The sequence below is a fragment of the Nocardioides caeni genome (assembly GCF_004912195.1).
GTDB lineage: Bacteria > Actinomycetota > Actinomycetes > Propionibacteriales > Nocardioidaceae > Nocardioides > Nocardioides caeni.
Map to the genome: position 1 here is coordinate 57,814 of NZ_STGW01000007.1, position 12,590 is coordinate 70,403.

11 protein-coding genes and 1 riboswitch are annotated in these 12,590 nt (G+C 71.4%); of the genes, 6 read left to right on the forward strand and 5 right to left on the reverse strand.

The genetic code is table 11. The features are described from left to right. Positions 1 to 43 precede the first annotated feature (43 nt). Positions 44 to 1,642 carry an AMP-binding protein gene (locus E9934_RS12080; protein ID WP_136563142.1) on the forward strand — a complete coding sequence of 533 codons (1,599 nt, stop codon included), beginning with the start codon at positions 44 to 46 and terminating at the stop codon, positions 1,640 to 1,642. 182 nt (positions 1,643 to 1,824) lie between these two features. Here the strand turns inward: E9934_RS12080 and E9934_RS12085 are convergent, their stop codons facing one another. The 5 genes from E9934_RS12085 to E9934_RS12105 all read right to left on the reverse strand — a co-directional run bounded on the left by E9934_RS12085 (position 1,825) and on the right by E9934_RS12105 (position 5,727). After that, entirely contained in the window at positions 1,825 to 2,103 is a 279-nt protein-coding gene (locus tag E9934_RS12085; RefSeq protein WP_136563143.1) for a MoaD/ThiS family protein, read from the reverse strand. 47 nt (positions 2,104 to 2,150) lie between these two features. After that, a complete protein-coding gene (thrC, locus tag E9934_RS12090) occupies positions 2,151 to 3,431 on the reverse strand; it encodes a threonine synthase (protein WP_136563144.1) in 1,281 nt (426 codons plus the stop codon). A gap of 10 nt (positions 3,432 to 3,441) precedes the next feature. Beyond that, positions 3,442 to 3,586: riboswitch (SAM riboswitch) on the reverse strand. Positions 3,587 to 3,654: 68 nt separating this feature from the next. Continuing rightward, positions 3,655 to 4,506 carry a trehalose-phosphatase gene (otsB, locus tag E9934_RS12095; protein ID WP_136563145.1) on the reverse strand — a complete coding sequence of 284 codons (852 nt, stop codon included), beginning with the start codon at positions 4,504 to 4,506 and terminating at the stop codon, positions 3,655 to 3,657. A gap of 353 nt (positions 4,507 to 4,859) precedes the next feature. Continuing rightward, positions 4,860 to 5,402 (reverse strand): LytR C-terminal domain-containing protein, encoded by a 543-nt coding sequence (locus tag E9934_RS12100; RefSeq protein ID WP_136563146.1) that lies wholly within the window; start codon positions 5,400 to 5,402, stop codon positions 4,860 to 4,862. Positions 5,403 to 5,430: 28 nt separating this feature from the next. Beyond that, on the reverse strand, positions 5,431 to 5,727 hold the full coding sequence (locus E9934_RS12105) for a DUF3263 domain-containing protein (RefSeq protein ID WP_136563147.1): 297 nt from the start codon (positions 5,725 to 5,727) through the stop codon (positions 5,431 to 5,433). 136 nt (positions 5,728 to 5,863) lie between these two features. On the opposite strand from E9934_RS12105, the gene E9934_RS12110 reads away from it, so the two are divergent. The 5 genes from E9934_RS12110 to E9934_RS12130 all read left to right on the forward strand — a co-directional run bounded on the left by E9934_RS12110 (position 5,864) and on the right by E9934_RS12130 (position 12,457). Continuing rightward, on the forward strand, positions 5,864 to 6,883 hold the full coding sequence (locus E9934_RS12110) for a Gfo/Idh/MocA family protein (protein ID WP_136563148.1): 1,020 nt from the start codon (positions 5,864 to 5,866) through the stop codon (positions 6,881 to 6,883). A 9-nt stretch (positions 6,884 to 6,892) separates the two neighbouring features. After that, positions 6,893 to 8,323 carry an alpha,alpha-trehalose-phosphate synthase (UDP-forming) gene (locus E9934_RS12115; protein ID WP_136563149.1) on the forward strand — a complete coding sequence of 477 codons (1,431 nt, stop codon included), beginning with the start codon at positions 6,893 to 6,895 and terminating at the stop codon, positions 8,321 to 8,323. 174 nt (positions 8,324 to 8,497) lie between these two features. Further along, a complete protein-coding gene (locus E9934_RS12120) occupies positions 8,498 to 9,682 on the forward strand; it encodes an alpha/beta fold hydrolase (protein ID WP_136563150.1) in 1,185 nt (394 codons plus the stop codon). Beyond that, entirely contained in the window at positions 9,679 to 11,013 is a 1,335-nt protein-coding gene (locus E9934_RS12125) for an MFS transporter (protein WP_136563151.1), read from the forward strand. Before E9934_RS12120 ends, E9934_RS12125 begins: the two co-directional genes overlap by 4 nt. Then, positions 11,003 to 12,457 (forward strand): pyridoxal phosphate-dependent decarboxylase family protein, encoded by a 1,455-nt coding sequence (locus E9934_RS12130; RefSeq protein WP_136563152.1) that lies wholly within the window; start codon positions 11,003 to 11,005, stop codon positions 12,455 to 12,457. Before E9934_RS12125 ends, E9934_RS12130 begins: the two co-directional genes overlap by 11 nt. Positions 12,458 to 12,590: the final 133 nt, after the last annotated feature.

A 12,590-nucleotide genomic window follows, 5' to 3' on the forward strand; every position in this document is an offset into this window, starting at 1 on the left:
ATTCCGTAGCGAGAACTTGTTCTAATTTGGCACCCTTCTCCCTGTGACCCCCACCACACGCCCTGCAGCAGCCGGCCCCCGCGCCCTCACCCTCGCCGACGTCCTGGAGGGCATGGCCGACCGGATCCCCGACCGGCCGGCGATCTTCACGATGGACCGCGTCTGGACCTACGCCGAGATCGACGATCGGGCCACCCGCCTCGCCAACCACCTGACCGGCCTCGGCGTGCAGCCCGGCGACCACGTCGCCGTCCACGCGACCAACCGGATCGAGTGGGTCGACGCGCTCTACGGCTGCCTCAAGGCGCGCGCGGTGCCGATCAACATCAACTACAAGTACCTGCGCGACGAGCTCGCCTACCTCTACGACAACGCCGACTGCGTCGCCGCGATCGTCGCGCCGGAGTACGTCGAGGCGATCGAGGCTCTCGACGTCCCCACGCTGAAGCACGTCATCGTCCTCGGCGAGGAGTACGACGCGGCGCTGGCCGCCGCGTCCGACGTACGCCCCGACAACGGGCGCAACGCCGACGACCACTACGTCCTCTACACCGGCGGCACGACCGGCAATCCGAAGGGCGTGGTCTGGCGCAACGAGGACATCCTGCGTGCCGCGCTCAACGCGAGCCGCTTCGGCGCCCCCTTCGACTCGATCGAGCAGCTGGTCGACGAGGCCGCCGCCAACGAGAACCCGATGGTGCTGCTGGCCTGCGGCCCGATGATGCACGGCGGCAGCCAGTGGATCCTCGGCAACGGCCACGTCGCGGGCTACACGGTGGCGATGTTCACCGAGAAGAACTTCTCCGCCGAGCGGATCCTCGACCTCGTCGAGGCCGCCGGGGTCGCGTCGCTGACCTTCCTCGGCGACGCGATGGGCCGCCCGGTCGCCGAGGCGATCCTCGCCGAGCCCGACCGCTGGGACCTCTCGAGCCTGGTGGCGGTCTCCAACGGCGCGGCGCCGCTGTCCGAGGGGGTGCGCGAGGAGATCCGCCGGGCCCTGCCGGGCCGCTTCATCCTCGACTCCTACGGCTCGTCGGAGTCCGGCGCTGCGGGCTCACGGATGGACGACGGGTCGGAGGGGCCGGTCGGCGCCCCGAAGTTCGACGTCAACGACCAGGTCGAGGTCTTCGACGCCGACCTCAAGCCGGCCGCGGTCGGCGTCGACGGCATGCTGGCCCGCTCGGGGCCGGTGCCGCTCGGCTACTACAAGGACCCGGTCAAGTCCGCGGCGACCTTCAAGGAGATCGACGGCGTGCGCTGGGCGATCCCGGGCGACTTCGCCCGTCGCGAGGCCGACGGCAAGATCACCGTCCTGGGCCGCGGCTCGGTCTGCATCAACACCGGCGGCGAGAAGGTGCACCCGGAGGAGGTCGAGGCCGTCCTCCTGCGCCACGACGACGTCTTCGACGCCGTGGTGGTCGGCACGCCCCACGAGCGCTGGGGCCAGCAGGTCACCGCGCTCGTCCAGCGACGCGACGGCTCGACGGCCTCCGAGGACGCCATCAAGGACCACTGCCGCTCGCTCATCTCCAACTACAAGGTGCCCAAGCAGGTGCTCTTCGTCGAGGAGGTGCCGCGCACCCCTGTCAGCAAGGTCGACTACCCCGCCAGCGCGGCGCTCGCGAAGGAGCTGCTGGGCTGACTGCCGGTCTGGGACGATTCACCACGGTATGTAGACGAATCGTCGCAGGCGGATCCGATTCACCACGGTATGTAGGGGAGCACCCGCTTCCCATGCGGAGTTCCGCATGGGAAGCGGCGATTCACCTACATACCGTGGTGAATCGGAAGACCGGTGGATCAGCGACGCGTCGCGAACCAGGCTCAGCATCCGCCGGCGACGGCGGGGATGACCGACACCTCGGCGCCGGCGGGCGTCGGGGTGGCGAGGTCCTGCTCGAAGCGGACGTCGTCGTTGTTGACGTAGACGTTGACGAAGCGGCGCAGCTTGCCGTCCTCGTCGACGATGCGGCCCTTGATGCCGGAGAAGCGGGCGTCGAGGTCGTCGAGGATCTCCGCGACGTTGGCGCCCTCGGCGGTGACCTCGGAGTCACCGCCCGTGTAGGTGCGCAGGATGGTGGGGATCCGGACGTTGACGGCCATGGTGCTTCTCTCTCGCGTGGTGCTGGTGGGTCGGGGTGAGGGCAGGATCAGACGATGCCGGCGGACTTGAAGGCGGCGTACGTCGGCGCGATGGTCGCGGCGGCGCTCACCTGGTCGGAGACGGCGTCGAGCGTCTTGAGGCCGTGGCCCGTGTTGATGACGACGGTCTCGAGGGTGGGGTCGAGCTGGCCGGTCTCGACGAGCTTCTTCGTGACCGCGACGGTCGTGCCGCCGGCGGTCTCGGTGAAGATGCCCTCGGTGCGGGCGAGCAGGACGATGCCGGCGCGGATCTCCTCGTCGGTGACCTCCTCGACGGCCCCGCCGGTACGACGGGCGATGTCGAGGACGTAGATGCCGTCGGCCGGGTTGCCGATCGCGAGGCTCTTGGCGATCGTGTCGGGCTTGACCGGTCGGATCGCGTCGACGCCGGCCTTGTAGGCGGTGGCGACCGGGCCGCAGCCCTCGGCCTGGGCGCCGAAGATCCGGTAGGGCTTCTCCTCGACGAGGCCGAGCTTGATGAGCTCCTGGAACGCCTTGTCGACCTTGGTCAGCTGCGAGCCGGACGCGACCGGGATGACGACCTGGTCGGGCAGGCGCCATCCGAGCTGCTCGGCGATCTCGTAGCCCAACGTCTTGGAGCCCTCGGCGTAGTAGGGACGGACGTTGACGTTGACGAACGCCCCGCCCTCCTCCTCGCCGGCGATCTCGGAGGCGAGCTTGTTGACGTCGTCGTAGTTGCCGTCGACGGCGACGAGGTTCTCGGTGAAGATCGCCGAGTTGACCTGCTTGGGCTTCTCCAGGTTGCTCGGGATGAAGACGACGGTCTTGATCCCGGCCCGGGCACCCGCCGCGGCGACGGCGTTGGCCAGGTTGCCGGTCGAGGGGCAGGCGAAGACCTTGGCGTCGAGCTCGCGGGCGGCGCTGAGCGCGCAGGCGACGACCCGGTCCTTGAAGGAGTTGGTCGGGTTGGTCGAGTCGTCCTTGACCCACACCTTGGCGATGCCGAGCTCGCGGGCGAGGTTGTCGGCCTCGAGCAGCCGGGTGAAGCCCGGCTCGGTGTTGGGGCTGGACTCGATGTCGGTCGGGACCGGCAGCAGCGCCTTGTAGCGCCAGATGTTGGCCGGACCGGCCTCGATCTCCTCGCGGGTCACCGCAGGGAAGTCGTAGGCGATCTCGAGCGGGCCGAAGCACTCCGGGCAGGCGTAGAAGGGACCGAGGTCGACCTGGTGGCCGCACTCGCGACAGGCCAGGGCAGTGGCGTGCCCGAAGGCGCCTTCCCGCAGACCGGTGGTCGTGGCCGACGGGGCCTCACTGACAACAGCGCTCATGGATTCCTCCTTCTCATCTGTCCCGGCGACTCTCGCGCGGGTCGGATTTGGCACCACTTCCGCGACGTGGATCCCAGTTGCGCTGGTCTTCACGGGAGTTCGCGGCGGTTGCCGGGACTTCTCAGGGCCGTTCCCTCAGTCCCTCTGGATGAGCAGGCTCAGCCTACGGGTGTGCCTTCACGGACTCCCAATCGGCAGACCGGATGGCGAGATGAGCGTCCAGCTATCGAGACGCGCCGAAAGCGGCGGCGTCGGCGGTGAGCCGACGCAGGAAGTCGAGGACGCCGTCCGGCCCACGGACCACGACATCGGAGATGTCCATCAGGGCGCTCTGCTCGGCCGACGCCGAGCAGACCCGCAGCGGCGCGATGCCCTGTCGGCCCAGCTCCTCGACGGCCTCGAAGGCCTCGACGTCACCGAGGTCGTCGCCAGCGAAGGCGAAGCCTTCCGCGTCGACGACAGCCGCCAGCCGCTGCACCACCAGTCCCTTGTGGGAGCCCGCCGAGCGGACCTCGATCACCGAACGGCCGGGCTCGAGGACGAGGCCGTGGCGTCGGGCGAGCTCGGTCATCGGCGGCAGGAGGCGGTCGAACGCCTCCTCCGGGTCGGGCAGGCGTCGGGTGTGGACGGCGACGGCGAGGCCCTTGTCCTCGATCCAGGCGTCGGCCGCGCCGGCATTGCGCAGGGTGCGCGGAAGGTCGCGCTCGAAGGTCGCCAGGCCGCGGGGCGGACGGGCGCCGAGGATGCGGCGTCGGGTCGAGGACCAGCGCTCGTTGCCGTACTGCCCGAAGACGAACAGCTCCTTGCCGGCGGCCTGCAGGGCGTCGCCGACCTCCTCGAGGCCGCCCAGGTCGAGGGCCTGCCGGGCCGGACGTCCCGTCACGACGGCGATCGCGGCGACCTGCTCGGCCAGCGCCACGAGGACGTCGCCCGCCTCGGGGTGGATGTGCGCCTGGGTCGGGTCGTCGACGATGGGCGAGAGGGTGCCGTCGAAGTCCAGGCCGACGACGGTGCGCGCGGCGACGCGCACGAGCGCGTCGTAGCGCTGCTCACCCTCAGGCGACGAGAACCTCACTGCCCCATCCCACCATGTCCGGAGGCGGCGCGTGCGCCGGGTGATCGCGCGACCACCGCTCCGTGACGGCCGTTACCCACTTGCGCGGCTTCGACCCGGCCGTGGCCGGCCTCATCGACCACCGGACTCCGGCGTACGGGCTGCGGGGGTCTCGAGACGGCCGTGGCCGGCCTCCTCGACCACCAGGGCTTGCCGCCAGGCGACTGCGCGGCCGGCAGCGTGGCGCCGCCGACGCCGTCCGCGGGCGTCGGCCGGCACCGAGCGCAGGAAGCGAGGAACGAGCGACCGGAGCGAGGGGTCGGCCGGCGGTCGCGGAGGCGTCGATCAGCGGCGACACGCTCGGCCCAAAAAAACTAGTCCAGCTCGCCGGTCAGGATGAGGGTGAGGTTGGTGGCGCTCATGTCGCTGTCGGTGTCGGCCGGCTTGATCCGGGCGACGCCGAGGTCGAGGGCGAGCTGGCGGGCGGCGGCCTTCTGGCCCTGCGGGAAGTAGACGGTGGTGGCGGGGACGGTGCCGTACCAGTTGTCGGCGGCGGCGACCTTCCAGCCGGCGGCCTTGACGGTCTCGGAGACCCGGCCGGCCAGGCCGGTGATGGCGGTGTTGTTGAAGACGACGACCGAGTGGGCGGTGCGGTCGACCGGCGGGGGCGGCGGCTTCTCCTCCTCCTCGGTCGGCGTGTCCGTGGCATCGTCGCTCGGCTCGGCGTCGGGCTCGTCGGAGGGCGTGGCAGCGGCCTTGGTCGCGGAGATGTCGCGCTCGGCGGGGTCGTCGCCGCGGGTCGTGAAGAAGGCCACCGCCGCCAGGGCGACGGCGAGCACGCTGAGCAGCACCACGGGCGACGGCAGGACGGTGCCGCGCTGGGCTCGGGTGCGAGTGGGCCAGGTGGGGAAGGTCATGGCCGCCTCTCTGGTTGCCGGTGCGGGATCAGATCTCGAAGCCGAGGCGACGGGCCGAGCGCTGACGCTGGCGCTGTGAGCGCAGGCGGCGCAGGCGGCGGACCAGGAGCGGGTCGGCCTCGAGGGCCTCGGGACGGTCGATGAGGGCGTTGAGCACCTGGTAGTAGCGGGTGGCGCTCATGTCGAACTGCTCGCGGACCGCGCTCTCCTTGGCGCCGGCGTACTTCCACCACTGGCGCTCGAACTCGAGGATGTCGCGGTCACGATCGCTGAGGTCGCCCGGAACGACCGGGGTGGCGTCCTGACGGCTGCGCTCGGCGCTCATGAGGTCTCCTCGACGCTCGGGGGTGGATCGTGCTCATCTGACGGACAGGTGAGGTACGGCGTCCACTGTAACCCGCGAATGACAAGGATGTCATTCGACCGCGCCGACGCTCCGCGGTCGCGACTAGGATCGCCGCGTGACCAGCTCACCCGCCATCGGCTGGGGGATCCTCGCCCCCGGAGGCATCTCCCAGGCCTTCGCCACCGACCTCGCCCTGGTCCCCGACGCGCGCCTGGTCCACGTCGGCTCCCGCACCCCGGACCGCGCGGCGGGCTTCGCGCAGCGCCACGGTGCCGAGAGGTACGGCGACTACGCGGCGGTCCTCGACGATCCCGAGGTCGAGGTCGTCTACATCGGCTCACCCCATGTCGCGCACGCCGCGCAGGTGGAGAGGGCGCTGGCGGCAGGGAAGCACGTGCTCTGCGAGAAGCCACTGACGCTCGACCGCGCCGGCGCGGAGCGACTGTTCGCGGCGGCCCGTGCGAACGACCGCTTCCTGATGGAGGCCATGTGGAGTGCGTGTCACCCGGTGTGGCGCGACCTCGCTGCCCGCCTGCACGCCGGCGAGCTGGGCACGCCGAGGCACCTCGCGGCGGAGTTCCACTTCACCGCGCCGGCCGATCCCGGCCACCGGCTGCTGAACCCGGCGCTGGGTGGCGGCGCCCTCCACGACATCGGTATCTACCCACTCACCTTCGCCCACCTGATGCTCGGTGAGGCCATCGAGCTCCTCGCCGTCGGCACGGTCGCCGACACCCACGTCGACCTCGACGTCGCGATCACCGGCCGCTACCCCGACGACACCCTCGCCACGCTGACGGCCGGGCTGACGTCCCAGGCGGCCAACCGGGCCCGGATCACCACCGATGCCGGCTGGGTCGAGGTGTCGTGCGACTTCCACGCGCCGCACAGCTGGACCTTCCATCCACTGCCGGGACGTCACCAGCCGCAGGAGCCCGTCGTCCATGTCCCTGCGCAGCCGGTGATCGGTGTCGGTTACGGCAACGAGATCGCCCATGTCCACGACTGCCTGCGAGCCGGCCTGCGCGAGTCCCCCTGGGTCCCGGCGGCGCAGACCCTCGCGATCCTCGGCCAGGTCGAGGACGTCCGCGCGCAGATCGGCGCTCTGCCCCACCCTCTGGGACGTTCCCTCTAAGGTGACCACGTGGGCCATGACCTCGTGATCGTCGCCAACCGCCTGCCGGTGGACCGGGTGAACGACGAGCGCGGCAGGTCGACGTGGCGCCGCTCCCCCGGCGGTCTGGTCTCCGCGATCGAGCCGGTGATGCGCGCCCACGACGGCGTCTGGATCGGCTGGCCGGGCGGGACGTCGCAGCGCCTGAAGCCGCTCACCATCGACGGACTGCACCTGGTCCCTCTCTCGATGAGCGAGGAGGAGATCGAGGAGCACTACGAGGGCTTCTCCAACGGCACGCTGTGGCCGCTCTATCACGACGTCGTGGCGAAGCCGGAGTTCCACCGCGAGTGGTGGGACACCTACGTCAAGGTCAACCGCCGCTTCGCCGAGCGGGCCGCCGAGCTCGCTGCCGAGGGCGCCACGGTGTGGGTCCACGACTACCAGCTGCAGCTGGTGCCGCAGATGCTGCGCGACCTGCGCCCCGACCTCCGCATCGGCTTCTACCTGCACATCCCGTTCCCACCGGCCGAGCTGTTCCAGCAGCTGCCGTGGCGCCGCCAGATCCTCGAGGGGCTGCTCGGGGCCGATCTCGTCGGCTTCCAGCTGCCCGGCGCCGCCCAGAACTTCATCCGGCTGGTGCGCCAGCGCGTCGGCCACAAGACGCATCGTGACCTCGTCTACCTGCCCGACGGCCGGACGGTGCGGGCCGCGGCGTATCCCATCTCGATCGACGCCGCGGGCTTCGAGGACCTGGCCCGCGACGCTGCGGTGGAGGAGCGCGCCCGAGGCATCCGCGAGGCTCTCGGCGACCCGCGCAAGATCTTCCTCGGCATCGACCGTCTCGACTACACCAAGGGCATCCACGCCCGGCTGCGCGCCTTCGGCGAGCTGATCCGCGACGGCGAGCTCAGCGTCGAGGACGCCGTCTTCGTGCAGGTCGCCGTCCCGTCGCGGGAGCGGGTCGAGCACTACCGCAACCTGCGCGACGACATCGAGCTCCTCGTCGGTCGCATCAACGGCGACCTGGGCCGGATCGGTCGGCCCGCGATCAGCTACCTCCACACGTCCTACCCGCGCGAGGAGATGGCCGCGCTCTACCGCGCCGCCGACGTCATGGTCGTCACCCCCTATCGCGACGGCATGAACCTCGTCGCGAAGGAGTACGTCGCCTGCCGCGTCGACGACGACGGCGCACTCGTCCTCTCCGAGTTCGCCGGGGCGGCCGAGGAGCTGCGCCAGGCCTGGCTGGTCAACCCCTATGACATGAACGGCATGAAGGCCGCCCTGCTCGAGGCCTACGAGGCCGAGCCCAAGGAGCTGTCGCGCCGGATGAAGGCGATGCGCAAGCAGATCGCCCAGCACGACGTGAAGGCCTGGGCCGACAGCTTCATGACCGAGCTCGAGGACGAGGCCCACCACGGGCACACGAAGACGGTGCGGGCGGTCGACGCTGGTTGAGGTGCCGCGAGCGAGGAACGAGCGAGTGGCCTCGAAGCCCCTGTGCTCACCTCGCGGAGGTCCGCCCGGAGGTTTCGAGGCTCCTCGCTGGCGCTCGGAGCACCTCAACCACCGGTTGGCTCCTCGCTGGCGCTCGGAGCACCTCAACCAGCGGCAGCACGGTAGCCTCCGTCCATGGATCTGGTGCCCCTCCGTTCGGTGCCCGGCGCAGGACTGCTGCCGGCGCCCGACCAGGTCGTCGCAGCCGCGAGCAATGTCGCGCAGAAGGTGCTCTATGGCGGGATCGCCGACCTGCGGCCGATGCCGCGGACGCTGATCGATGACGGCACCCTGCGCGAGGTCTACCACTACCGTCCGGCCGGCCACGTCAAGGAGCAGGGCGACCCGATCCTGCTGGTGACGCCGCTCGCGGCGCCGTCGAGCTGCTACGACCTTCGCCGCGGCTGCTCGCTCGTGGAGCACTTCGTGACCGAGGGGCGTCCGACGTACCTCGTGGAATACGGCGAGGTGTCCTTCCGCGACCGCAACCTCGGCATGGAGCACTGGATCGACGAGGTCGTGCCGACCGCGATCCGCGAGGTGTCCGCGCACGCAGGCGGGCGACCCGTGCACGTGATCGGCTGGAGCCTCGGCGGCATCTTCTCGCTGCTGACGCTGGCCGACGAGCGCTCCGGCGACCTGCCGGTCGCGTCGCTGACGGTCGTCGGCTCCCCCATCGACATCACCCAGGTGCCGCTGCTCGCGCCCTTCCGCCCCCTCCTCAACTTCTTCAACGGCAAGGGGCCGATCACCAAGGGCTACCAGGTGCTCGGCGGGGCTCCGAAGCCGCTGGTGAAGTGGGCGTTCCAGCTCACGGCGTTCCAGAAGATGGTGACCAAGCCGATCGCGCTGGCGACCCACATCGACGACCGTGAGTTCCTCGCGCAGATCGAGGCCGTGGACCACTTCACCGCCAACATGATCGCCTATCCCGGCCGCACCTTCGGGCAGCTCTACCACCGCTTCGCCAAGGGCAACCAGCTCGCCACCGGCACCTTCGAGCTCGACGACCGCACGATCGACCTGAGCCGGATCGACGTGCCGGTGCTGGTGTTCGCCGGCTCCACGGACGGCATCGCTCCCGTCGGCGCGGTGCGGGCCGTCGTACCGATGCTGACGAAGGCGCAGGAGGTGCGCTTCGAGATCGTGCCGGGCGGCCACCTCGGGATGCTGACCGGGCGGGCTGCTCGCCGGACCACCTGGCTGGTGATGGACGAGTGGATCAGCCAGTGGTCCACCGACAACCGGCCGGCCAGCCCGATCGGCACCAGCCGCAAGCGCAAGCACTCCTCGGCGGCCTCGCGGTCGCTGGCGAAGTGACCGCAACCGACGTCTCGCTCCCTCGCCGGGTCCGCATCGGCTACGGCGCCGGCTCGGTCGCCACGGGCGCCTTCGGCACCGTGCCCGGGTTGATGCTGCTGCCCTACCTCACCGACACCCTCGCGGTCCCGGCGCTGCTGGCCGGCGTGATCGTCTTCGCCCCCAAGGCGTGGGACGTCGTCCTCAACCCGATCGCGGGTCGGATCAGCGACCGGACCAGGGACCCACGCGGGCCGCGCCGACCCTGGCTGCTGCGCGCCGGCGTCGCGCTGGCCGCCTGCTTCGCGCTGCTCTTCGCCGGGCCGGACCTGGACTCGCGCGCGATCGACACGCTGTGGGTGCTCGTCGTGTTCCTGGCCTGCGCGACGGCCTACGCCTTCTTCCAGGTGCCCTACGTCGCCATGCCGGCCGAGATCACCGACTCCTACGCCGAGCGCACCCGGCTGATGACGTGGCGGGTGGCGATCCTCGCGTTCACGATCCTGCTCGCCGGCGCGAGCGCCCCCGCCATCCGCGACGCGATCGGCGGACGCGACGGCTATCGGGTGATGGGCCTGGCGATGGCGGCGGTGATCCTCGCCGGGGCCCTGCTCGCCTACCGCGGCACGAGCTCGGCGCGGGTCGGCGACCTCGCCCCCGGCCCGGGCAGCCTGCGCGACCAGCTGCGGCTCGTCGCCGGGGCCCGCGACTTCCGGGTCCTGCTGGTCACGTTCGTGCTGCAGGCGCTGGCGACCGGCTGCATGCTGGCAGGCGTCGACTACCTCGCCGGCGACGTGCTCGAGCGTGACGGCGCCGCCACGCTCCTCTTCGTCTGCTTCGTCGGTCCCGCGCTGCTGCTGACGCCGGCCTGGTCGGCGATCGGCGCCCGGATCGGCAAGAAGCAGGGGTACGTCGCCGCGTCGCTCGTCCTCGCCACCGGCGCAGCCCTCGCGGTGCTCGCTGGATCGGCTCCCGCCGCGGTGGTGTTCGCCGCGGTGGCGCTCGTCGGCGTCGGCTACGCGGGCGTCCAGGTCTTCCCGCTCGCGATGCTCCCCGACGCCGCGGCCGTCGACGCCCGGCGCACGGGCTCCTCGCGGATCGGCGTCTACACCGGCGTGTGGACGGCCGGGGAGACCCTCGGGCTGGCGCTGGGGCCGGGCCTGTTCGCCGTCATGCTCGCCATCGGCGGCTACCGGTCGAGCGACACCGACGTCGCGCAACCCGACACTGCGGTCACCGCCATCACCTGGGGCTTCTCCGTGCTGCCCGCGCTGATCGTGCTCGCCAGCCTGTGGTGGCTGCGCAGCTACTCTCTCGACGAGACGGAGGTCCATCGTGTCGATGTCGCCTGATCCCCGAGCCGACGCGGTGCGCGCCCGGCTGGCGGAGCTGCAGGCCGGCGACCTGCCGGTGCACGGCGGCCGCACCCTCGCCTACGTCTACGACTCCGGGTTGGCCGAGGTCGACGCCCTTGCCCGTGAGGCCGTCGCGGCCTTCGCCGGCAGCAACGGCCTCGACCCCACGGCGTTCCCCAGCCTGTTGACGATGGAGAACGACCTCGTCGGCTTCGCCCGGACCATGGTCGACGGCCCCGACACGATGGTCGGCACGCTCACCTCCGGAGGCACCGAGTCGTGCCTGCTGGCCGTCCAGGGCGCCCGCGACGCGCGTCCCGACATCAGCCATCCGTCGTTGGTCGTGCCGGAGACCGTGCATGCGGCCTTCCTCAAGGCCGCGCACTACTTCGGGGTCCGGGCCGTGGTCGTGCCGGTGGGCGAGGACCACCGCGCGGACGCGGACGCCACGGCCGCCGCCATGGACGACAGCACCGTGCTGGTCGTGGCCAGCGCTCCGTCGTACGCCCACGGGGTGGTGGACCCGGTCACCGACATCGCCGCGGCGGCGGCAGCGCGCGGCGTGCGCTGCCACGTCGACGCCTGCATCGGCGGGTGGGTGCTGCCGTGGGCGGCCCGGCTGGGTCGGCCGGTCGCCCCGTGGACGTTTGCCGTCGACGGCGTCACGTCGATCTCGCTGGACCTCCACAAATACGGCTACGCACCCAAGGGCGCCTCGTTGCTGCTCCACCGGACGCCGGCGATCCGGCGGCCGCAGTACTTCGCCAGCGCCGCCTGGCCCGGCTACACGATGCTCAACGCGACGATGCAGTCGACGCGCTCGGGCGGCCCCGTCGCGGGGGCGTGGACGACGGTCCGGATGATCGGCGACGACGGCTACCTCGACCTGACGCGGCGGGCCCTCGACGCCACCGACCGGATCGCCGACGGCATCCGGTCGATCGACGCGCTGACCCTGGTCGTCGCACCCGACTCGACCCTGCTGGCAGCGGTCGCGGCTCCCGGCGCCGGGCTCGACGTGTTCACCGTCTGCGACGAGATGGCGGCTCGCGACTGGCTGGTCCAGCCCCAGCTGTCGTACGGCGACCAGCCGGCCTCGCTGCATCTCGCGGTCAGTGCCACGACGGACGCCGGCGCCTTCATCGGCGCGCTGCGGGAGAGCGTCGACGCAGCGATCGCGACCGGGCCGGTCGTCGTCGACCCGGGGGTGGCGGAGCTGCTCCGGGCGCTCGATCCCGCCACGCTCGACGACGCCGGCTTCGACGTACTGCTGGAGGCCGGGGGCCTCCTGGGCGGCGGCGACGACGGCGGCCTGGCCATGCCCGAGCGGATGGCCGAGGTCAACGCCATGCTCGACGTCGCACCACCGCGCGTACGCGAGGCGGTGCTCGTCGCCTTCCTCGACCGGCTGTCCCGGCCACCGATCGCCGGGCCGAGGTAGTCCCAAAGGACTAGCGGACCCCGGACGTACAACGGATCCCGGGACCCTGTCCCGGTCCGTAGATTCCTCTTCACCGACGCGGATCCCCAAGCCGCCTGGAGGGAGCCCCTCCGAGCCCGGCGCCCCATGGGCG